The 23,228-nt window shown below is 37.2% G+C and carries 23 protein-coding genes and 1 tRNA gene; 19 read left to right on the forward strand and 5 right to left on the reverse strand.

The genetic code is table 11. The features are described 5' to 3' along the window. Positions 1-85, forward strand: a tRNA-Ser gene (locus KIM67_RS11450). Between the two features lie 205 nt (positions 86-290). On the opposite strand, the gene KIM67_RS11455 is transcribed toward KIM67_RS11450, so the two are convergent. Beyond that, on the reverse strand, positions 291-1,898 hold the full coding sequence (locus tag KIM67_RS11455) for a thiol-activated cytolysin family protein (protein WP_213831487.1): 1,608 nt from the start codon (positions 1,896-1,898) through the stop codon (positions 291-293). Between the two features lie 313 nt (positions 1,899-2,211). Here KIM67_RS11455 and KIM67_RS11460 point away from each other — a divergent pair, with 313 nt between their 5' ends. Continuing rightward, a complete protein-coding gene (locus tag KIM67_RS11460) occupies positions 2,212-4,107 on the forward strand; it encodes a tetratricopeptide repeat protein (protein WP_213831488.1) in 1,896 nt (631 codons plus the stop codon). Between the two features lie 192 nt (positions 4,108-4,299). Here the strand turns inward: KIM67_RS11460 and KIM67_RS11465 are convergent, their stop codons facing one another. Next, entirely contained in the window at positions 4,300-4,521 is a 222-nt protein-coding gene (locus KIM67_RS11465; protein WP_213831490.1) for a hypothetical protein, read from the reverse strand. A 135-nt stretch (positions 4,522-4,656) separates the two neighbouring features. On the opposite strand from KIM67_RS11465, the gene KIM67_RS11470 reads away from it, so the two are divergent. From KIM67_RS11470 to KIM67_RS11530, 13 genes are all read left to right on the forward strand, one after another. Beyond that, entirely contained in the window at positions 4,657-4,827 is a 171-nt protein-coding gene (locus tag KIM67_RS11470; RefSeq protein WP_213831492.1) for a Lacal_2735 family protein, read from the forward strand. 9 nt (positions 4,828-4,836) lie between these two features. After that, a complete protein-coding gene (locus KIM67_RS11475; RefSeq protein ID WP_213831494.1) occupies positions 4,837-5,259 on the forward strand; it encodes a DUF2452 domain-containing protein in 423 nt (140 codons plus the stop codon). Next, positions 5,246-5,533 (forward strand): TIGR03643 family protein, encoded by a 288-nt coding sequence (locus KIM67_RS11480; RefSeq protein ID WP_213831495.1) that lies wholly within the window; start codon positions 5,246-5,248, stop codon positions 5,531-5,533. The genes KIM67_RS11475 and KIM67_RS11480 overlap by 14 nt, the downstream gene beginning before the upstream one ends. Next, a complete protein-coding gene (locus KIM67_RS11485) occupies positions 5,533-6,630 on the forward strand; it encodes an FAD-binding domain-containing protein (RefSeq protein WP_213831497.1) in 1,098 nt (365 codons plus the stop codon). Before KIM67_RS11480 ends, KIM67_RS11485 begins: the two co-directional genes overlap by 1 nt. An 8-nt stretch (positions 6,631-6,638) precedes the next feature. Continuing rightward, on the forward strand, positions 6,639-7,265 hold the full coding sequence (locus KIM67_RS11490) for a flavin reductase family protein (protein WP_213831499.1): 627 nt from the start codon (positions 6,639-6,641) through the stop codon (positions 7,263-7,265). Further along, positions 7,265-7,396: a DUF2256 domain-containing protein gene (locus KIM67_RS11495; RefSeq protein WP_213831500.1), complete on the forward strand. Its 132-nt coding sequence runs from the start codon at positions 7,265-7,267 to the stop codon at positions 7,394-7,396. Before KIM67_RS11490 ends, KIM67_RS11495 begins: the two co-directional genes overlap by 1 nt. Before the next feature lie 3 nt (positions 7,397-7,399). Then, positions 7,400-8,902, forward strand: coding sequence for a cryptochrome/photolyase family protein (locus tag KIM67_RS11500; protein ID WP_213831501.1), 1,503 nt, complete (start codon positions 7,400-7,402; stop codon positions 8,900-8,902). A gap of 108 nt (positions 8,903-9,010) precedes the next feature. Then, positions 9,011-10,129 (forward strand): AraC family transcriptional regulator, encoded by a 1,119-nt coding sequence (locus KIM67_RS11505; protein WP_213831502.1) that lies wholly within the window; start codon positions 9,011-9,013, stop codon positions 10,127-10,129. A gap of 80 nt (positions 10,130-10,209) precedes the next feature. Next, positions 10,210-11,148, forward strand: a complete 939-nt coding sequence (locus KIM67_RS11510) for an SMP-30/gluconolactonase/LRE family protein (RefSeq protein ID WP_213831503.1) — start codon at positions 10,210-10,212, stop codon at positions 11,146-11,148. Positions 11,149-11,424: 276 nt separating this feature from the next. Continuing rightward, positions 11,425-12,156 carry a subclass B1 metallo-beta-lactamase gene (gene bla, locus KIM67_RS11515; protein ID WP_213831505.1) on the forward strand — a complete coding sequence of 244 codons (732 nt, stop codon included), beginning with the start codon at positions 11,425-11,427 and terminating at the stop codon, positions 12,154-12,156. A 20-nt stretch (positions 12,157-12,176) separates the two neighbouring features. Beyond that, positions 12,177-12,902: a 23S rRNA pseudouridine(2604) synthase RluF gene (gene rluF / locus KIM67_RS11520; RefSeq protein ID WP_213831510.1), complete on the forward strand. Its 726-nt coding sequence runs from the start codon at positions 12,177-12,179 to the stop codon at positions 12,900-12,902. A gap of 388 nt (positions 12,903-13,290) precedes the next feature. Further along, positions 13,291-14,151, forward strand: coding sequence for a PD40 domain-containing protein (locus tag KIM67_RS11525; RefSeq protein WP_213831516.1), 861 nt, complete (start codon positions 13,291-13,293; stop codon positions 14,149-14,151). 637 nt (positions 14,152-14,788) lie between these two features. Beyond that, the gene (locus KIM67_RS11530; RefSeq protein ID WP_250149243.1) at positions 14,789-15,469 is read left to right on the forward strand and encodes a response regulator; all 681 of its coding nucleotides are present in this window, start codon (positions 14,789-14,791) and stop codon (positions 15,467-15,469) included. A gap of 63 nt (positions 15,470-15,532) precedes the next feature. Here the strand turns inward: KIM67_RS11530 and dnaK are convergent, their stop codons facing one another. Then, positions 15,533-17,452 (reverse strand): molecular chaperone DnaK, encoded by a 1,920-nt coding sequence (gene dnaK, locus KIM67_RS11535; protein ID WP_213831518.1) that lies wholly within the window; start codon positions 17,450-17,452, stop codon positions 15,533-15,535. A 375-nt stretch (positions 17,453-17,827) separates the two neighbouring features. On the opposite strand from dnaK, the gene KIM67_RS11540 reads away from it, so the two are divergent. From KIM67_RS11540 to KIM67_RS11550, 3 genes are all read left to right on the forward strand, one after another. Next, the gene (locus KIM67_RS11540) at positions 17,828-19,252 is read left to right on the forward strand and encodes an L-serine ammonia-lyase (RefSeq protein WP_213831521.1); all 1,425 of its coding nucleotides are present in this window, start codon (positions 17,828-17,830) and stop codon (positions 19,250-19,252) included. Between the two features lie 86 nt (positions 19,253-19,338). Continuing rightward, a complete protein-coding gene (locus tag KIM67_RS11545) occupies positions 19,339-19,935 on the forward strand; it encodes a DUF6434 domain-containing protein (protein WP_213831522.1) in 597 nt (198 codons plus the stop codon). Positions 19,936-20,120: 185 nt separating this feature from the next. Beyond that, positions 20,121-20,837 carry a DUF6503 family protein gene (locus KIM67_RS11550; protein ID WP_213831523.1) on the forward strand — a complete coding sequence of 239 codons (717 nt, stop codon included), beginning with the start codon at positions 20,121-20,123 and terminating at the stop codon, positions 20,835-20,837. Positions 20,838-20,867: 30 nt separating this feature from the next. Here the strand turns inward: KIM67_RS11550 and KIM67_RS11555 are convergent, their stop codons facing one another. Both KIM67_RS11555 and KIM67_RS11560 read right to left on the reverse strand, forming a co-directional pair. After that, complete coding sequence (locus KIM67_RS11555; protein ID WP_213831524.1) at positions 20,868-21,740, reverse strand: hypothetical protein; 873 nt, start codon at positions 21,738-21,740, stop codon at positions 20,868-20,870. Between the two features lie 71 nt (positions 21,741-21,811). Beyond that, entirely contained in the window at positions 21,812-22,291 is a 480-nt protein-coding gene (locus tag KIM67_RS11560) for a nuclear transport factor 2 family protein (RefSeq protein WP_213831525.1), read from the reverse strand. Positions 22,292-22,362: 71 nt separating this feature from the next. Here KIM67_RS11560 and panB point away from each other — a divergent pair, with 71 nt between their 5' ends. Then, positions 22,363-23,181, forward strand: coding sequence for a 3-methyl-2-oxobutanoate hydroxymethyltransferase (gene panB / locus KIM67_RS11565; protein ID WP_213831526.1), 819 nt, complete (start codon positions 22,363-22,365; stop codon positions 23,179-23,181). Positions 23,182-23,228: the final 47 nt, after the last annotated feature.

The raw sequence follows: 23,228 nt of genomic DNA on the forward strand, positions 1-23,228 counted from the left end.
GGAGAAATGGCAGAGTGGTCGAATGCGGCAGTCTTGAAAACTGTTGAGGGTCACACCTCCGGGGGTTCGAATCCCTCTTTCTCCGCAATTGAGCACAACCTTGTTGTAGTATAGAATAAAAAATCCCACCAAGTTTGCTTGGATGGGATTTTTTATTTGATAGGTTAGTGCTATGAGAATTTATAGTGTAGGAGAGTAATATATAATTCTATTCAGGCTCAATCAAAAACAAAATTACAGCCGGCATCAAGTTGTTGAACCCAACCTGAGCGGCCGACTGTATCCTAAACTCATTTTTTTCTTGTAATAATAAATTGAGCTGTTATACCCTTTTTAAAGTTTAAATAAGTGGTATCCGGAACATTAAGTTTTAAACTATCGAGTATAACGGCATTTATTCCACCTGCATTACCCAAACTTTCGTTGCCAAAAATACCATTCCAATCATATAATTCTCCTGAACATTCCACATAATCGGTGGCCATATTGGGCCTGTAGGGCTTAAAGGTGTATGATTCATTAATGGTATGGGTTTTATTGTCTTGTACATCAACAAAATTATCAGTATCAACACTCCATGTTTTACCATCATCAATACCATTATCATTGATATCAAGACGTTCCCCTCCTACCCACATTTTTACTCTTAGTTTACCGTTAACTTCTGTATCAGAAGCTTGTGTACCGGTTATATTAACGATGGTTGCTAGATATTCTGGATAGGCCACATCACAATTTCGTGCTTGGTACTCCGTTGCCAACACTACATTGGCTGCAGGAAAACCTTCTTTTACATAACTTAATTTATAGGACAAAGGTGAACCAGGTGAGTCTTGGGAATAGTTACCGTCCTCGGCAATAAAATCATATATTTTACTAAGGCTATCACCTCCAATGGTTTGGGCAGCACTAGCGCCAGAGCCCCCAATGATAAGGGCCTTAATATTTGATTTTTCCAAAATTTCCTTTGATTTAATGTCAAGCTCAAAACCCCCTTCCCTGCCTCCAGCGTCTATCGCCGCATTAAAGGCAGTTTCCACATCCGTTATACTCGATTCAGACTCCACGGTATACAACACCATACGACCGTAAGTAACGGATGAAACATAGACTGGGCTTGTAGAGCCCAAACTTTCAATACTTGGGAGATCAGTAAAAAGATCGCTTGGAAATTCACCAGGGGAATCCAAGTCTATCGTAAAGTACTTTTGAATGAATTTGAGCACGTACTTTTTCTTGACCGTTGTAGTATTGAAATCAAAACTACCTGAAATATCTTTGGTTTTATCCCGATAATTGGCACCAAGGCCTATGGATAATTGCTGCTCAGAATAGACTTGAAACTTATCAAACTCTAACTGTGCAGGAGTGGCACCTGTCACTTCAAGGCTGAGCAATTCATTAACACCTGCCCTAACCTCACTAAGTTTATTGGGATTATTAACAACTACACTGGTCTTTTTAATGTTATTCAACGAAATGGACATTGTAATTGGTGCACGATCTTTATTGATTCGCGCATATTCGCCAGTAGGGATGGTTTCCCCTTTTAACATTGACCCTGGATATATTACATCGGTAGTAGGGTCCAATGTGAACAATTCACTAAAGCCCGGTGCTCCCTTGAACGTTTGGGTGAAACATTCAAGTTCAGTTTCTCCTTCACGTTCGGGTTCGGTGGAAGTGGTCTCAACGATACCCGACTCCTCAGGCTGGTTAAAAGCACTTAGGTTGGCCACCGCCGAATTAAAGTCAGAAGCGTCATCATTTGAAAATTGGGGTTTGGTGGGGTCATCAGGTGCGGGTTCATCTTTACTGCACCCATTACATGCAATAAGAATTAAGCATAGAATGGATGTATAGATACCCACTTTAAAGAGTTGTTGATTTGTTTTCATAACTTCTTGGTTTTTGGATTCAACACTTCAAACCTAGAAGAGAAAAAGGCCCATCCCTAATTTTTGGTATGGACAAAGTATGGACAGCATGTATGGATATGCCCAAAAACCAGCATGGACAACCATATCCAATGAGAATGCTCCTATACCTTGTAAAGGCAACAAAAACAGTAAATCAAATACTTACTTGATTCAAATATTAAGTCAGAAAACATAAGATTTTCATGGACAATAGATTTTTGACACATAGAATCTGTGTTTTTACAGAAATATATATTATTATCTTGCTGAAAACCAATCAACCTCTTAGATCATGAAATACCAAAGTTCCGTGTCGTTATTGCTGTTTCTTTTATTCTCGAGTATAAATGCACAAAATCAAAAAATAGTGGATAGTTTAAAGAATGAACTTAAAAATGAACAGTTAAATGATTCCATTAGAACCGTAATTCTTACAATGCTACATGAGAGACTAATGTTTTCAAATCCAGAAGAAGCTAGAGGTTATGCGTTAAAAGAACTGGAGATTTATGAGAATACCGGACTGGAAATGGCCTATGGGTTGGGCAATCTCCATTTAGGGGATTATTATTTCAATAAAAGTATGAATGATTCTTCTCTTTACTTTTATAAAATTGCCAAATCAAACTTTACAAAAAATAATAAAACCAGAGGATTAATCTTTGTTAATTATACCATAGCCGAAATCTATAAATCCAGTGGAAACTATAAGCAAGCTTTAGAACTTTTTGAAGGGAGCATAGCCGAAATCGAAAAAAATATAACTGATGAACCATATAAAAGCCAATTTCTCGCTTCTTCCTATTTGGCCATTGGTTCTTGTTATCTCGAAAAAGGAGATTTAAACCTTGCCTTAAGAGAATCCTTAAAGGCACTGAAATTATATGAAAAAATTGACGATGATGTTAGGAGAGCCGACGCTTTAAAACAGGTAGGAGATATTGAAAGTATGCTTAAGCATTTGGGTTCTGCATTGACTTATTATAAAGAGGCTCAGAAAATATATAAAGAATATAATGACAATATTTATGAGGTACGTGCCATAAACTCCATTGGTGAAATCTATACAAAACTAGATGACCTTACAAATGCAGAAAGCAAACAAAAAGAAGCTATTGAACTGTCAAGAAAGTATAACGTTAAGGAAGTATTGGCCAAGGCCCTGCACGATTTAGGTCTAATTAGGATTCAAGTAGGTGAATTTTTGGAAGCTAGAGATTTACTAATTGAATCAAAACTCATTTCAGAACAAGAAACACTGGAACTAAGAACAATTTATGCCAATCAAGCTCTATCAATGCTAGATTTTAAAGAGAAAAAGTATTCATCCGCCTTGAATAAAGTCGATTTAGCTATAGATGTTTCGCAATCAAATGGTACTATTATCACCTTAAAAGATTTGTATGAATTGCGGTCGAATATATTGGAAAAATTGAATAATAATGAAGAGGCCCTTACCTTTTATAAAAAGGCTCAGAAAATTAACGATAGTATAACATCAATAGAAAAGGTTAGGCAAATAGAAGAGTTAAAAACAATTTACGAAACCGAAAAAAAGGAAGTCGCCCTCGCTCTACAAGAAGAAGAAATCAAAACCCTTAACGAAAAATCTCGGGCTGACTCTTTACAAAAAGGACTCTATGCCAGTGGTATGGCCTCTGCCCTAGCCTTATTCGGATTATCAGTTTTTGGATACCGCCAGCGCATTAAAAAGAACAGAATTGCTAGAGAAAAACAAGAGGAAATCTACAAACAGGAAATTGCACATAAACAGAAGGAATTGGCCAGCCAGACACTGCATTTGGTTCAGAAAAACACTTTTATCCAAGAGTTAAAAGAGAACCTGCAAAACCTGAAGAACTCTCCAGAAAAGTTCAAAGCGGAGTTTCGCCGCATCGTCATGCTCCTCAAAAAGGAAAACGCTTCGGACAAAGACTGGGAAATCTTTAAAACCTATTTCGCCGATGTCCACAATGATTTTGACCAAAAGTTAAAGACCCTTTATTCCGATATATCTGAAAAAGAGATTCGCCTTGCCGCCTTTCTTCGAATGAACTTGACCACCAAAGAGATTGCCGCAACGCTTAATGTGCTTCCTGACAGCATCTTAAAATCAAAATATCGCCTTAAAAAGAAACTGGGATTGGACAAGGAAACAGATTTGACTTCATTTCTTAGTCAGTTATAAATATTGGCTGGATTTATCTATCAGAATGGTACAGATTAGCCAATTGATATTCTAGAAAGGTGATAATTTCTGCCTCGTCCCTGTTTTCAAGGTACATGGTACAAACTCTATCGGCATTTGCTTTTTTGAAGGCATTTAAATTGTCCCCATTCGATATATTAAGGATATCCCATGTAAGTTACAAGTAAATTGTTACTCCTTTGGCATTGGCTTATCCTCATAAAAATCCTCAAAGGTCTTATCGGTTTCATAATCATCGGTCAATACCTTATATACTGTTATTACAAGTATAGTTTGACCAAATACGGTCAAGTAAAAAATCCAATTAAATGCCATGTTCATAGATGCGAATATGGTAACTGTCACCAAAATTAAGGTAGTCAATGCCAACCAGTTCATTGCAGAAAATCTCATTTTCTTTTTATTAGCAATTTAATGAAAAATATTATAATGTTTAACTTTAATATAAAATTGTTAAACATTTTATATCTTTCTTTGTAGTTTCGCAATATTATAGTGTTGGTATTAATCTTCTAAATTATAAAAGGTATGTTCGGATTATTTAAAAAGAAAACAGAGAAAGAAAAATTACAAGAAGAGTATGCAAAACTTTTGAGAGAAGCACATGCACTTTCTACTTCTAACAGAAAGTTGAGTGACCAAAAGACTTATGAAGCTGAAGAAGTCATGAAAAAAATCGATTTGTTGAATTTAAGTTAGTAGGTCTCCATGCCAAAGGAAAAAAAGCCAGATTATGTAGTTTTCAATCCCGACGATGATAAATACGATGCCGCATTAAAACCTTATGCCACCAATGTGGGCGCACCCAGCATAAAAGCTAGTGATAGCATTGCTTGGAAAAACAGGAGCATCAATAAATTGAACCATAAGGTCAAAACAAAGTTTTTAGAACTAAAGATAGAATATGAGAAAATGCTCCAAGAGTTTGAGTATAACAAACTCATTTTTGAAGCAAAATTTAGTTTTGAGCCTATAGTAGGTGAAATCTATCATCTCTACCAACGAGAAAATGGTGAATCCTTTTTATCGCTTATTGCGCCTGAGCAATGTAACTTCGATACGTTGGGTAGTTTTTATTTGAACGCTGACCAAATCTGGCAAAAAGTACCGACCGACGATGGCGAACTCTAGAAATTTTACAGAGAGGGAACTGGACCGAATCATAGAAATGGCATGGGAAGACCGTACTCCTTTTGAAGCCATACTGTTTCAGTTCGATCTACCAGAAAAGGAAGTCATTAAGCTCATGCGTGGTAATTTAAAAGAAAGTAGTTTTAAGCGCTGGCGGAAACGAGTAAACAGTGGTGTTAGCCAAAAGCATCTTAAGAAACGTAATCCAGATATTAACCGTTTTAAATGTTCACGACAAAAAGCGATTTCTGGCAATAAAATCAGTAAACGCTGATGGTGTCCTTTCCCTTTTCCTATAATGAGATTCTCAATAGAATTGATACCATCGACCCTGTTGCTTATGGTTCTTCCAGAAACTTTGTGGATGGTGCGGTAAGTTATTTATCGCCTTACATTTCCAGGGGAGTCATTTCTACAAAACTTGTAATGTCCAAAATACTGGAACAGGGACATAGCTTTTATAAGGTAGAGAAGTTCATTCAGGAATTGGCTTGGCGCGATTACTGGCAACAAGTTTGGATTGCCAAAGGCGCAGAAATCAATTCAGATTTAAAAAATGTACAAAGTCCGATAGCCAACTGGTCGATACCCAAAGACATTTTGGATGCGACCACTGGAATAGCAGCGATAGACAGTTCCATACAACAGCTTTACGAAACGGGCTACATGCACAATCACTTGCGAATGTACGTGGCATCCATTGCATGTAATGTAGCTCAAAGTCACTGGAAAATACCGGCACAATGGCTTTATTATCATTTGCTGGATGGGGATTGGGCCAGCAATGCCCTGAGTTGGCAATGGGTAGCAGGTGCCAACAGCAATAAAAAGTACTACGCCAACCAGGAGAATATCAACAAGTATTGCCGAACCAATCAAAAGAATACATTTTTAGATGTTTCTTACGAAGCTTTCAATAACGGGATGGAAATTCCCGAAGTCCTGAAAGAAACAGAATCCCTTCAGCTTAAAACCGAGCTACCCAAACCAGAATCGATTACAGTCGATGAAAGCCTGCCAACCCTTATCTACACTTTTTACAATCTGGACCCAGAATGGGAAAAGAATACATCCGCAAATAGAATACTCCTGTTAGAGCCTTCTCATTTTGAAAACTACCCCGTTTCGAAAAAATCAATTGATTTTGCTTTAGGGATTTCAAAAAACATAGCGAATATTCAGGTTTATGTGGGTGAGTTTCAAGAATTGGTGGTTTCACATCATTTAAAAAACATACATTTTAAGGAACACCCCCTAAATCGACATTACCAAGGCACCGAAGCACCAAGGGAATGGATGTTCGATGTACAAGGATATCACTCCTCGTTCTTCGGTTTTTGGAAAAAATGTAAAAAGCAACTTAAATACTAAAAACAAAAATGCAATATACAAAGGAAGATATTCAACAGCTGGATAAAGTAACGTGTTTAAAAATCATTAATTCGGTTACAGGCATTAAACCAGCAAACCTTTTAGGGACCATAGATAACAAAGGACGAACCAATCTTGCCATATTCAGTTCAATCATACATTTGGGAAGCAATCCTGCATTATTGGGCTTTATCGTAAGACCTGCAGGTGAAGTACCTCGGCATACCTATGAGAATATCAAAGAGAACGGTGTTTACACCATCAATCACATTCATCCAAAGTTTACGGAAAATGCCCATTATACCTCAGCAAAGTTCGATGACAGTATATCAGAGTTTGAACGCTGTAGCTTTACCGAAGAATTTATAACTGATTTTAAAGCACCATTCGTAAAGGAAAGCACATTTAAGATGGGGATGAACTTTAAAGATGCCATACCTATTCCATTGAACGGAACTATTATGGTCATTGGTGAAATCGAGCACCTTGTATATCCAGATGATGCGATGGTTGCAGACGATATTGACTTAGAAGTTTCCAATAGTGTTGGAATATCTGGATTGAACAGCTATTATGCCTTAAAAAAAATTGGAAAGTACCCGTATGCCAGGGTTAATGAAACTCCTGATTTTTAATGCATAAAAAGCAATACCTCCCAGAAAAAATCTGTACGGTTTGTAAACGTCCTTTTTCGTGGCGAAAGAAATGGGAAAAAAACTGGGAAACCGTAAAATACTGTAGCGAGCGTTGCAGAAGAAATAAATAGAGTATGAAAAGCGTACATCTGATTTTCCCCCACCAATTGTTTGAATCTTCTCCACTATTTGAAGATACAGCACCTATTTATTTGATTGAGGAATATTTATTTTTTAAGCAGTATCCCTTCCACAAACAGAAAATAGCGTTTCACAGGGCTTCTATGAAATCTTACGAAGCATTTTTGAAATCAGAAAACCACATAGTCCATTACATTGAATCTATTGAAGAAGCTTCAGATATTCGAAAACTTATTCCAAAGCTAAAAAGCGAAGGGGTCGAACATATCAATTATATAGACCCAACGGACAATTGGTTGGAAAAAAGAATTCAGGCTGCCTGCAACAAGTACAATATCACGGCCAAGCAGCTTCAATCTCCATTATTCCTGAATTCCAAAGAAGAGCTTGCCTCATTCTTTCACAAGGATAAAAAGAAATATCATCAAACGACCTTTTACACGGATGAACGAAAAAAACGTAATATCCTTTTAGACGCTGATAAAAAGCCACAAGGTGGTAAGTGGACTTTTGACAAAGAGAACCGAAAAAAATATCCTGCAAAAAAGACTCCACCTCCTGTTCAATTTCCCGATGCCGATGAATTTTATAAAGAATCCAAGACCTATGTCGGGGAACATTTTTCTGATCATCTGGGGGAATTGACCGAGCATCCCTTGTATCCAACGAATTTCAAAACAGCAAAAGATTGGCTCAATCAGTTTTTTGAACATCGCTTCATGGAATTCGGTACTTATGAAGATGCTATTGTTGCGGAAGCTTCCATTCTCAACCATAGTGTTTTGACACCTATACTAAATGTAGGGTTGTTGATCCCTTCGCAAATAGTCGATACTAGTTTAAAATATGCCGAGAAAAACGATATACCCATCAACTCCACTGAAGGTTTTGTTCGGCAAATCATAGGGTGGCGCGAATTTATCAGGGGCATGTACGAAGCGCGTGGTACCGATGAAAGAACATGGAATTTTTGGGGATTCACCAGAAAAATACCAGCCTCATTTTATGATGGCACAACTGGAATCTACCCTATAGACCAGACCATAAAAAAATTATTAAAGACCGGTTATTCCCACCATATAGAACGGTTAATGGTGCTAGGGAATTTTATGTTGCTTTGCGAATTTGACCCAGATGAAGTATACAAATGGTTCATGGAATTATACATAGATGCCTATGATTGGGTCATGGTGCCCAATATCTATGGAATGAGCCAGTTTTCTGATGGGGGCTTAATGGCAACTAAACCTTACATAAGCGGCAGCAATTACCTGATGAAGATGAGCAACTACAAAAAAAGCGAATGGCAAGAAGTATGGGATGGGCTGTTTTGGCTCTTTATGGACAAGCACAGGGACTTTTTTACACAAAATCCAAGATTAGGTATGCTCATAGGCACTTTGGACAGAATGTCCATTGAAAAAAAAGAGCGTCTATTCAAAAAAGCAGAGGAATACTTGTTGAGCTTGGAAGGCCAACGCTATTTCTATCATTGACCCAACTGTTCAAGAGAGCCCAATACACTGTGGGTTTAGGTACAAGTGTACCCAATGATACTTCTTATTTCTATTTTAAGATTATTTTTATTGCAGACAAACCCGAGCATGCCATCTTTTACATTTGTTGATATTATATTATTTCTGGGAGTCAGTCAAGGTCTGTTTCTCTCCTTATCCCTTAGATTGATTCATCACAGAAATATAAGTGCGAACCGCATACTCTCATTACTACTTCTGATAGCGGCAACTATGCTTTTTTGCAGGATAACGGCATTCCGTATTTCTGAAGATTGGATTTGGCGCTTTGGCATATTGATAGATACCACCATTTTTCTTTTTGGTCCACTGTTGTACCTCTACATAAAAAGATTGCTTTTTAGAAGTGTCCCGCCATTCAGATTGAATTGGTTCCATTACGTTCCTGCCCTATTGCATTTTTGCTATTACTTATGGACATTGACCATTCCATTATCAGATTTCAACAATCGATATTTTTCAGGTGGCTTGAATATCATGTTTTTCCTAGTTGAAGCCACAGGATTGCTTGCACTCACTTTTTATTGGTTAAAGGCCTTCTTGCTTGTCAAAAATTACCCTAAAGAGGAAGAAAAAGAACTTTCATATCACCAAAACATTATACAGTTTCTCCGATTCTTCCTGTTTGCCTTATTGATTTTTGTGCTCTTATGGTCAATTAGTTTCATTAGTGCCAGTTTTTTGGGAATAATCTTCACATATCTTAATTATGTGACCATGTGGATATCCATTCCTATTTTCGTTTATATTGTTGGCTACTTTAGCCTCCGTCAACCCGAAATTTTCAGGATTCCCGTACCCGCCAAAGAAAAATCGGAAAAGCAGCGATTAAAACCTGATGAAATCCAGAAACTTCAAAAACGCCTACACTACTTTATTTCCGAAGAAAAAGTATTTCTTCGGCCAGATTTGACACTAAAGGGCTTGGCAGAAAAGATGAACACCACACGGAACAATCTTTCATGGTTGCTCAATCAAACGTATCAAATTTCTTTTTACGATTATATCAATCGGTTTAGGATTGAAGAATTTCTAATTAAAATTAATCGGGAGGAGCATTTGAGCCATACATTGCTCGCATTGGCAATGGATGTAGGATTCAACTCAAAATCCACCTTTAACAAGGCCTTCAAAAATGAGGTGGGCCAGACCCCAAGCGAATATATTAAAAAAAACAAAGTAGCGTAAAAGGGTCCCATTGTACCCAAAGGGTCGATATGTTTTCATCACTCTATTAGTTTAGGGGTTTAACAATTAAAACCTTAAAGATGAAAACTTGTAACTTCTTATTGAAATCTGGACTCGCGTTAGCTTGTCTGGCACTTTTTACATTTACTTCCTGTATTGACGATTTTGACGGCGGCGGTCCAAAGCCAAAAAAGGTAAAGACCTTGTTCGGGGCGGATTTTCCTGCAAATGATGGGCTTCATGTCAACGATAATGGAACTGTGTTCGCTTCCAATTTTGGTAAGTTCGATACCGTAATACAGAAATATAGCGGAACCAAAGTATTCAAAATCAAACGAAATGGTTCTATATCAGTGAAAGCAAGTGGTTTTGAGGCTCCAATGGGCGGAGTCCAGGACAGTAAAGGAAACTTCTATTTTAATAATGAGAACAATAATGACGCCATTTCTGGAGTGTTGGTGAAAGTTGCTCCAGATGGCACTTCTTCCGAAGTTGGTGAAATAGCAGGTTGGCCTTCTGGTCTGGCCATAGATGAAAATGACATAATCTACGTGGCCAATTTTTTTGCAAGTACCATGCACAAAGTTGCTCCAGACGGTACTATATCGCTATTGGCAACCGATGACAGATTATTTGGATGCGTGGGAATTGATATAGATAAAGATGGTAATATCATCACTGCAAACTTTTTTAATGCGGACATTTTAAAAGTTACCCCACAAGGAGAGGTTTCCGTAATTACAAGGATACCTGATACAACTACCAATTTTGCCATAGGCTACATGACGATTTTGGATGACTATATTTATGCCTCTGGAATAAGTGAAAACGTTATTTATAAAGTTTCTTTTGATGGAACCTCCGAGATTTTTGCGGGAACAGGGGAAAATGCGACGACCGATGGTCTTTTGGACGAGGCCACTTTTTCCCAGCCCAACGGTATAGCTGCGGACAAAAAAAGAAAAATACTGTACATATCCCAATTTGGTGAACCTGGATTACGGATGATTCAACTTTAGCAATAAGAATTCGTCCAGATGTTCCTTATTAGGTATAACATATAGACTAAAGGCTTTTAGAACAGATACTGAAGAGAAAAGGCTTTTTTGGCTACAAAGCAGTTTATTTAGCAAAACCCGTTGACTTTATTTTCAATAAGATAAAGTATAGCGGGTTCTTTAATACATACCTTTCAATTTGTTTAAATCCATAAGTTTTAGACCAAAACATTGCCGTTAATCTCATTATATTACGCCTGCAATCAAATTCTTGAACATCTCATAATAAAATCAGTCATGAAACATAAACTATTCTTTATTTTATTACTTCTATATAAAAGCATCAATGCCCAATCCGCGAAAGAGGTCTATAAATCGGAGGATTTGAAGATACTACAGCTTACCGAAAATACATTTATCCATGTATCGTATTTAGAAACAGAAGATTATGGTAAAGTAGGCTGTAATGGACTGATTTTCAAAAATGCTGATGAGACCGCTGTTTATGATACACCAGTAACCAATGTTGCGTCCAAAGAGCTAATTGACTGGATAAAAAATCATCTTAACTCAAAGATAGAAGCTGTAATCGTCACACATTCCCATGAAGATTGTTTGGGCGGTTTAAAAGTGTTTCATGAAGTGGGAATAGCATCTTATGCCAGCCAATTAACTTGTGAATATGCTAGAAAATCGAATGAAATTGTTCCTCAAAATAGTTTTCAAGGTAAACTATCGACAAAGATTGGTAGCGAAAGTGTGAAAAGTTTCTTTTTGGGAGAAGGTCATACAAAAGATAATATTGTCGGCTATATTCCAACAGAGAAAGTTCTCTTTGGTGGTTGCCTTATAAAAACATTGGGAGCTGGTAAGGGTTATATTAAAGAAAGTAACCTAAAAGAGTGGCCAAAAACCGTTCAAAAAGTGAAAAGTATGTTCACAGATGTTAAATTTGTAATTCCAGGTCATGGAAAATATGGAGGTACAGATTTGCTTGACTATACTATTTCGATGTTTGATGAAAAGTAACTTTTTGGACGTAACCATACATGAAAGAAACCCGAATCAATAAATACCTAAGCGAAGTTGGCCACTGCTCTAGACGTGCCGCAGATAAATTGATAGACCAAGGAAGGGTTACCATTAATGGCAAAATACCCGAAATGGGCACCAAGGTAAAGCCTACGGATGAGGTACGTGTTGATGGAGAACTAATTTCCGAACCTAAAGAGAAACCTGTTTATTTAGCGTTCAATAAACCCATAGGAATTGTTTGTACAACGGATACTAGGGTTGAGAAAGACAATATTATCGACTTTATTAATTATCCAAAACGGATTTTCCCCATAGGAAGGCTTGATAAACCTAGCGAGGGACTTATTTTCATGACCAATGATGGAGATATCGTCAATAAAATCCTTAGGGCCAGAAATCATCATGAAAAGGAATATGTGGTTACAGTAAACAAACCGATTACCAATGATTTTTTAAAGAGAATGCGAAATGGCGTTCCCATTTTAGGTATGGTAACCAGAAAATGCGAAGTGGAACAACTGGGTCCACTTCAATTTAAAATTATATTGACCCAAGGTCTGAATAGGCAGATTCGTAGGATGTGCGAATACTTGGAGTATAGGGTAAAGAAGCTAAAGCGAGTGCGCATCATGAATGTTCATTTGGATATACCTATTGGGAAATGGCGGCACTTAACCAGTAATGAACTCAAAGAAATACATAAACTGGTCGCTACCTCTTCAAAAACCCATGACCAATAAAGCGTAGAACCATAGCACAACTCTTTTCTATACCAAAGACAACTTTGACAACTTCTGATTACCATACACTATATCTATTAAAATCATTACGAAATTCTTACTGTTACTTTTTTAAATTTTAGAGATTTAAAATCGAAGTGAATACACAACAAGTTCTTTAGTATCTGACTTATACGTTATTCTTGTGCGCTTTTAAAATATCAGTTAAAATACACAAAAACATCGTTTATTAACGTTTTTGTAAGATTACATATGTTAAGTAGATAAAAAATATTCGATGAAATACATTTTTTTATCGTTAAAAACCAAAACCTATGAAAAATTAATAAGTGTTCCTCAAAATTCTTTTAGCAAATTTGTCATGTATTAACCCCCAAAATCTAATATTATGACACGTTCAGTAATCTACATCTTAACTCCAATTATCGGTTTATTTTATATGAACCAAGTTGAAGCTCAAAACTCAATTAAAGTTAAAAAAAGTAAGGAAGCTATTGAGAGTAATAATCCTAAAGGACATTTATCCACACTTGAAGGTTATGTTCCTTCCATGTCGGTGACCAAAGATGGTAAAACGGCATATTTTAGTCAATCTAACGAACAAAAGCCGTTGTATGGCGTATTTTCCAAGAAGGAAATGATACATGAGGTTTATCGCGCTGAAAAAATCAATGGCGAATGGAGCAATATTACCAAATTGAAGGTATGTCCAAAATATGCTTCTGCAAAACATCCTACCATCTCAGAAGATGGCAAACGCCTTTTCTTTGCCTCTAACATGAGAGGAAGTTATGGGAAATATGATATCTACGTTGCCGATATCAAAGCAGATGGAAGTTTAGGTGTATCTAAAAACCTCGGCCCTAAAGTGAATACCAAAGAAGATGAACTATATCCCAATCTACATAATGGTACACTTTTATTCTTCGCCTCAGAAGGACGTGATGGATTCGGAGGTCTGGACCTTTATGCCACACAAGTATCTTACAACAGTCTTACCACTTCTGTAAACTTGGGTAGTCATATCAATAGTAGTAGAGATGATTACGCCATACAGCTTAATACCAAAAAGGGTGAAAGCTATGTAGTTTCCAATAGAGGACAAAACCACACGATTGAACAAATAACGGTTGCTTACAGAAGAAAGCCAATGGACGATACAATGGTTGCCTATAGTAACGAAAATCTTAAATCGGTATTGGATACCAAAACTTCAAACGAGTACACAAGTACTTCCTTTGATGAGTAAAAAATTAAAACCAAGAAAATAAATCGGTCCACACCTGAGGGTTAATCTGATTTTGTCTATTGACGAGACACTAAATATTGTTGACATATGATAAAAGATACAGGGGGAAACTGCACTTTATCATAGAAGCGGGTTGTATTATTTCACTCGGACCGATTTCACAAAAATAGGATGCTCCAAAAGGGTATCCTATTTTGTTTTATACTATCCTAACGTGTATGTTGCTAGGGTTTTATGGTACTTACTTTGTCCATAAGCTATTCATTTTGGTAAAAATCAAAGAGTGCATTTGAACGAAAAAAGCCACAAAAAGTTTTTCCAAAGCAAAAAATAGCCTAATTTAATTTCTGAAATAATACAAGATCCCAAATCTTAAACTATGAAAAAAGTAACAATTACACGTACAACATCGAGTCCCCCTAACCAAACTAGGACTCCTTTCTAGTACTTCACACCATTTCTAAATTTTTATTGATGTAATCCATAAAAGGATTATTCATCAGCATGTCCGCTAAGCGTATTGGCGAAGCATATTGTTGTTTTTCAAAATTTTAATTTTAAACACAATGGCTTTTCTTCTATCTTCTTTTGAGCGGAGATGTTAGACGGTATGCGTTTTGCCAAAATTTAAGGTAAAATGAAGACAAAATCAGATAACCCAAATCTAACACACATGAAAGCTAACACCTTAAAAATTACGATTATTGACAATGATGAAAAATTGCACCCGCTCTATCGGTTCTATTTTAGCGAAGATTCACTTTATGAATTAGTGGAAATACATGAATCCGTAAACAAATTTTTATCACATTCGGGAAGAGACGAATCGGACATTGTTGTATCTGAAGTTAACCTTAATGGAATCTCTGGGATTGATGGAATCCCATATTTCAATAAACTGAGCAAAACCCCTAAAGTATTGATGACGAGTCAGACCAGTGATTTCGAAATTATAAAAGAGGCATTTAAAAAGGGGGCAGACGGTTTTTTGACCAAACCTTTGACCAAAAACCGATTTTTCAATGCAATAAAGGAATTACACCAACATGGGGTGGCCTTGGAACATGAAGTGGTTAAGAAAATCATCCATTCGTTCCAGATCAAAACTTTTGAAAGGTTCTCAAAAAAAGAAAACCAGATTATTGGTCTTCTCACTCAGGGATATACCTACAAGATGATTGCAGATAGGCTTTTTGTAACGCCAAGTGCCGTCAATTTCCATATTCAAAATATCTATGTAAAACTCAATGTAAATTCAAAAGCCGAAGCTTTAAAGAAACTTCAGGAGTTGGAAGTTCGTCAATTGAATGCAGCATAATTCTATCTTTTTAAAACAAAAAACCCGCCAGTGGCGGGTTTTTTCATTTCTATTAAAATGCTGTTACTTTACTTCTTCGAAGTCTACGTCTTCAACATTGTCTCCTTCAGCAGTACTATCACCTGCTGAACCATTGGCGGTAGGATCACCTGCCGGTTCACCTCCAGCTTGTGCACTTTCCGCTTGGGCTTTGTACATTTCTTCAGAAGCAACTTTCCAAGCTTCGTTGATTTTCTCCAAAGCAGGCTCAATTAAAGCCAAATCCTTGGTTTCGTAAGCTTTCTTCAACTCTTCTAAAGCATCTTCAATTGGTTTTTTCTTATCATCGGACAGTTTATCGCCAAACTCCTTTAACTGCTTTTCAGTCTGGAAAATCATTCCGTCTGCCTCGTTCAACTTATCCGCAGTTTCCTTTACCTTTTTATCTGCTTCGGCATTTGCTTCAGCATCAGCTTTCATTTTTTGGATTTCCTCTTCGGTCAATCCAGATGAAGCTTCAATACGGATATCCTGCGTTTTGTTTGTGGCCTTATCCGTTGCGGATACTTTTATGATACCATTGGCATCAATATCAAAAGTAACCTCAATTTGAGGTGTTCCCCTTGGCGCTGGTGGAATACCATCTAAATGAAACCTCCCTATCGTTTTATTATCCGCAGCCATTGGTCGCTCTCCTTGCAGTACATGGATTTCGACCGAAGGTTGGTTATCCGCAGCAGTAGAAAATACCTGTGATTTCTTTGTTGGGATTGTGGTATTCGATTCAATCAATTTGGTAAAAACACTACCCATTGTCTCGATTCCCAAAGAAAGTGGGGTAACGTCCAATAACAAGACATCTTTTACATCTCCGGTCAAAACACCTCCCTGTATTGCCGCTCCTACAGCTACAACTTCATCAGGATTCACACCTTTTGAAGGTTTTTTACCAAAGAATTTTTCAACAGCTTCTTGAACCGCAGGAATCCTTGTAGAACCACCAACAAGGATAATTTCATCAATATCGCTCTTGGATAGTCCAGCAGATTTTAAAGCAGTTTCACAAGGCGCTATCGTTCTTTTTACCAAATCATCTATTAGTTGTTCAAACTTGGCTTTTGACAAAGTTCTTACCAAGTGCTTGGGTCCAGAAGCAGTTGCTGTTACATATGGTAAATTGATTTCAGTCTGCGCAGAAGAAGATAATTCAATCTTTGCTTTTTCGGCAGCCTCACGCAAACGCTGCAATGCCATGGCATCTTCACGCAAATCCATGTTCTCGTCCTTCTTGAACTCTTCTGCTAACCAATCAATTATTTTTTGGTCAACGTCATCACCTCCCAAGTGTGTATCACCGTCTGTTGCCAATACTTCAAAAACACCATCACCTAATTCCAGGATGGAAACATCATGCGTACCACCTCCAAAATCAAAAACTACTATTTTTTGATCAGTGTCCTTCTTATCTAAACCATAAGCCAAAGAGGCAGCAGTAGGCTCGTTAATGATTCGTTCTACGGTCAATCCAGCTATCTCACCAGCTTCTTTAGTGGCTTGTCTTTGTGAATCATTAAAATATGCAGGTACGGTAACTACCGCTCTGGTAACATCTTGTCCTAAATAATCTTCCGCCGTTTTCTTCATTTTTTGAAGAATCATGGCAGATAATTCTTGGGGAGTGTACAAACGTCCATCTATATCAACTCGTGGCGTATCATTATCGCCCTTCACTACTTTATAAGGAACTCTATTGGCCTCTTTTGAAGACTCTGAGAACTTATTTCCCATAAATCTCTTTATGGAATATATCGTTTTATGCGGATTTGTGACTGCTTGTCGCTTTGCTGGGTCACCAACTTTAATTTCACCGCCTTCCACAAATGCAATAACAGAGGGAGTAGTCCTTTTGCCCTCAGCATTTGGAATTACGACGGGCTCGTTACCCTCCATAACGGAAACGCAGGAGTTGGTCGTACCCAAGTCTATACCTATTATCTTGCTCATTGTATCTAAAGTTATATCTATTGTAAATTTATTTTTTTCTCAAACAACAAATGTCAATGATCATGCCATGCCAAAGAATATGACAAGGTGACAGGTCAGTGGTCAGTGGTCAGTGGTCAGTGGTCAGTGAAAAAATCATTTTTATGCTGATGCAACTAATTATTTCCATCTTTTAAAACTTTTGTTTTACCCCTTTATTTCGTACTTCAACAATTCGTCTTTCATTATTGGTACAACACTATTCTCAAACGAGACCCACATCCATTGACAAAAATTTTTCCTACTTTGTATTCTGCTGTTCTAACCTCGTATTTCTAACCTAGTTTTTCGTGGTTTATATTTTTCCCCGCACTATATTTGAAGGAAATCTAATCAATGGAATGTATCAGTGTTTTTGATATGCTCAAAATCGGTGTGGGCCCATCTAGCTCCCATACTTTAGGCCCATGGAGGGCTTCTGAGCGCTGGATAAACGAACTTAAAGAACAAGGGATTTTTGATTCGGTACTGGGTATAAAAGTTCACTTGTACGGTTCCTTATCGTTGACAGGCAAAGGCCATGCTACCGATATTGCCGTTGTAATGGGACTACTGGGCAGTGACCCGGAAATGGTACCGACAGAAAGCATAGGGGAATTAATTGAAAAAATTAAAACAGATAAAAAACTTGTTTTTGGAGGAACACGAACCATCCCTTTTAGTTTTACAGAAGATATTGTCTACAAAAAAGAATTTTTACCCTTCCATGCCAATGCGTTACAATTTGAAGCAGTCTTTAATGACGGAAGTTCTTCTTTTGAAACTTACTATTCTATTGGTGGTGGATTTGTAGTAAAGGAAGAACGAATAGTCTCCAAAGAAAAAAATGCAGTATTCAAGACTTTTCCGTGTTCCATAAAAACTGGTACAGAGCTACTCGGTTTCTGTCATGAAAAAGGTACACCTATTTCTGAAGTTGTTCTTGAAAATGAACTTTCACTAAGGTCGGCAAGTGAAATTGATTTGGAATTGGAGCGAATTTGGAATACGATGTTGGAATGTATGTATTTGGGATGCCATACCGAGGGCACACTCCCTGGTGGCCTAAATGTACGCAGACGCGCTTTTGAAATGCACGGGAAACTAAAAGGAGATGTCCCCTACTCCAATCCAGAAGAATGGTTACAAGCCATACGAAAAACCGAGGTTAAATTTAGGCAGATTTTGAAATGGGTCAGTTGTTTTGCCCTCAGTGTAAATGAAGTAAACGCCTCGTTAGGACGAGTGGTCACAGCTCCAACCAATGGAAGTGCGGGTGTTATTCCCGCTGTTTTAATGTATTATATGGTCATTGAGAATCATGATGCCGGTTTTGAGCATATTAAGAAATTCTTGCTCGTTGCGGGCGAAATAGGCAGTATCTTTAAGAAAGGGGCAACAATATCTGCAGCTATGGGTGGATGTCAAGCAGAAATAGGAGTTTCTTCTGCAATGGCCGCAGGAGCTTTGACCGAATTATTGGGCGGAACACCTGAACAAGTTTTGGTAGCGGCAGAGATAGCCATGGAACATCATTTAGGGCTAACATGTGACCCTATCGGGGGGTTGGTACAAGTGCCTTGTATTGAACGTAATTCTATGGGTGCCATAAAAGCTATTAATGCTGCTGAACTTGCGCTAGAAACTGATCCAAAAGAAGCAAAAGTACCTTTTGATAAGGTTGTCAATACTATGTGGGAAACTGCAAAGGACATGAGCTCAAAATATAAAGAAACTTCTGAGGGAGGACTTGCCGTTGGTGTGTTCCTTAGCGATTGTTGAAATTAGTACTCTTTATCATTACCAACTTCTTAATAAGTACACTTTCAACGGAAGATTCTATATTGCAATAAACATTGGCATTTTAGATGAAACGACCTGATTTCGAAAACATAAAATCTGGAGCCGAATTCAATAATTGGTATTGGCTAAAAGAAGAGCTTGTAGAAATCTGCAAACGTGCAAGCTTGCCTATAGTCGGTAGAAAGTTTGAGCTACGTGATAGAATCATGTTCGCTTTGGATAATAAAGGAAAAATGAAACCGCTCCCAAAACGAAAAAAGACGACATCTAAATTCAATTGGGCAAAATCTGAACTTACACTGGATACAAAAATCACCGATAATGTTTCCTTTGGACCCAATTTTAGAAACTTTATGAAAAGTCAGATTGGAGCTAAGTTCCAATGTCACAGCGATTTTATGGATTGGGTGAAAGCCAGCAAGGGCAAAGCGTTGGAAGATGCGGTCAAAAAATGGACAGAACTTGAAAAGCGAAAGGACGATCCCAATTTCAAAAGAAAGATAGCCAATAACAATATGTATGCCCAATACACCCGTGATTTTTTGGAAGACAATCAGGGAAAAACCTTAAAGGACGCAAAAAAATACTGGTTGTTAAAAAAGCAACTACCAACGGAAGACGGATTTGTGAGATATGAACGTTCCGATTTAAATCTTGGCTAAAAAACAATCACGTAAATTCTGATATCAAGAAAAAAGAATTTGGATATATAATTTACAACAAAAAGCGCTTCACTAAAGACTCAACTAGAATATAAGTCCTTTAAAATCAATTATTAAAAAGTTGTTAAGTTTTTATTTCGACCTTTATAAAAACATACATTTAACAATCATAAAATAGAAGGTATATGCGATTATTGATTTTTGGACTACTACTTACACTTTCGTTTGGATATGGACAAGAACCTAAACTTCATGGTAGATCAATTCTAGAAAAAGCTATGACCGTTCACGATTCTCTGGATAAATGGAAGGCAGCTAGTCTAAATTTCCATATTCAAGAACCCCGTATCTCAAATCCGCACAGGTATTCTATTTTAAAATTGGATAACTCCAAAAATACATTTGAACTGACTAGAAACAGAGAGACCCATATTTCAAAGCATATTATTGAAAGTGATGGAAATAGTATTGTACTATTGGATGGAAAGGTAGAAACAGATACGGTTCTGATAAAAAAATACAGGTTGGATGCTTCAAGAAATATTGGCTATAAAAACTTTTATAAACTGTTATATGGATTACCCATGTCCTTGGAGAATATGATTGGAAGTGTTCTCCAAACTTCAAACAGTAATTTTAATGATGAGAGTTGCTATAAAGTAGAAATCGAACTCAAAGATGCCATTATTTCAAAGTTCTGGAATGTATATATCTCTAAAACGGATATGACCTTAAAAGGTGTAGACCTTGTTTTTCCAAATAAGCCTGAAAAAGGTGATAGAATCTATTTTGAAGGAATAATTGAAATCGATGGAATCAAAATTCCAAGAATACGGCATTGGCACGAACTCAAAGACGATAGCTATTCTGGTTCAGACTTGATTATAAAGGAATTGCAATAAAAACTGTTCAAAAAAGTTTGCTTGCCGTTATTAATCTTCCCTCGCATAAAAACTCCATTCGTAATTTTTTGAAATGGGAATGTCGTAAAGGCCATTTTTTTGACCGTCTTTATGCTCTATTACCGAAATCATATCACGTTTACGTATTATATGCCAAGAGGTTTTTTCCTCTTTAGCTTCAATAGAAATTTTATCCCCTATCGAGAATGGGACATTCGATGCCCCCAAAGAAGTAGTTACTTTGCCATTGACGTTAGTGGCAAGCGAACAACTTGTACCTAAACCGGTAGTTTCATTCTTAAAAGTAACCTCAAAAATATTTGATTCACGCCTTAATACGTCGAAGCCCAAGATTAGACTTATGCGCTGTCTTTTTCTTGGTATGTAAATAGGGAAATAGGGAATTTCCACTTCCTTAATTACTGTATTATCATCAACTGCAGGGAGCATGGATACATTTTCTAAAACCCATTTCTCATACTTATGATCCAAGTTGAAAAATTTAATCCCAACTTTCCCTCCATCGACCGCACTTAATTCCAAGTCTATATTTTTATTCCATATCACTTCCCTTTCCTTCACATCAAATGAAGAAAAATAATCAAAAGTAAAATCGTCTGTTTTATAAAGTTCAAAAGTCCCAACCATTGTTGAAGGTGTCCCAAAAATGAATCCTGCATAATTATTCTGGGCAGCGCAGCCTTTTCCATGATTGGACATTACCCAATGCTCTGGCCAATTATCAAAATAAATCCCATAGTCAGGGAAAAATAAGGTCGTGGAACCCTCTTCTTCAACTTTATCATTTATTACGAGTAATTTGTCTTGTCTAACAGGTCTTTCGGTTTTTTGCTTACACCCAAAAATAAGAATGAGGAATAAAGGCCAAACTAATAACTTCATAATCACGGCTTACAATCAATTACAAGGTATAACGAAGCTTTCATTAAATTAATATCCCGCAAGGAAAAGTATCATTCTTCAAAACAGCCAGATTTACCACGGGTATCGATTAAATAAACAATCTTCCAGTCTCCTTCAAAATTAATTAGCTGAAAAGAATTGATACCACAATGACTGAATTCCTCCCTTAGCCAAAATTCATATCCCACCCACGCATTGGCCATTGTCCTATCTACCTGAATAGAAAAAGAAGTCAATTTTTCTTTAAACTTTATACTATCAGGGATACTACAGATTGACGCAAGAAACTTTGAGAACTCCGAGCTTCTAAACTGTGTTTTTCCATCCTGATTGCGACTCGTAGTCTGTAAAATAACGTTCTCCGCTACTGTACTTTTTATAATAGTGGAGTCCTGTTTGTGAAATCCCTCAAAGAAAGTCTCGATTACTGTCCTAACTGCTTTTTTATCCAATTCTAAAGAATCAGACTCTTGCGCATTTGCTTTGCCGAATAAAAGTAGAAATACAAAAAAAAGGATAGAACATTTCATTTTGTTGTTGTTTTATAACCTCACAAATTAAACAAATCTACTTACATTTAGGCATTAAAAGCCAAACCAAAATGTCAGTTGCAAAAAAAGAGTACAAAAGAGTCACAGTGAAGTCTTTGATAGAAATGAAGCAGAACGGCGAAAAAATTTCTATGCTCACTTCGTACGACTATTCCATGGCGAAAATCGTGGATGCTGCCAATGTTGATGTTATCCTAGTAGGCGATTCTGCAAGTAATGTGATAGCAGGCCATGAAACTACCTTGCCCATCACATTGGACCAAATGATCTATCATGCCAGTTCTGTAGTAAGAGCTGCCAAACGGGCATTGGTTATTGTTGATATTCCTTTTGGCAGCTATCAAAGTGACTCTAAAGAAGCGCTGCGTTCCGCCATTCGGATTATGAAGGAAAGTGGTGCGCATGCCGTTAAGGTTGAAGGAGGTGCGGAAATCAAAGAGTCCGTAAAACGGATTATTGGTGCTGGAATCCCTGTAATGGGGCATTTGGGACTTACTCCCCAATCCATTTATAAATTTGGCACCTATACTGTAAGGGCAAAAGAAGAGCATGAAGCCCAAAAACTAAAAGAAGATGCCAAAATGTTGGAAAAACTGGGTTGTTTTGGTATTGTACTCGAAAAAATACCGGCAAACCTGGCCGAAGAAGTTGCCAAAAGTGTCTCTATTCCCATTATTGGTATTGGTGCAGGAAACGGCGTAGACGGACAGGTGCTCGTTGTTCATGACCTGCTTGGCATGACTCACGAATTCAACCCAAGATTTTTGCGTAGGTACATGAATCTTTACGAAGAAATGAGCAGTGCCATCTCGCAATATGTGGATGATGTAAAAAGCAAGGATTTTCCTAATGAGGAAGAGCAGTATTAATATTAGGTTATTGGAATTTTAGATTGTTGGAATTTTAGAGAAAAGCA

This window comes from Flagellimonas sp. 389 (assembly GCF_018449435.1).
In the GTDB taxonomy this organism is placed as follows: Bacteria; Bacteroidota; Bacteroidia; order Flavobacteriales; family Flavobacteriaceae; genus Flagellimonas.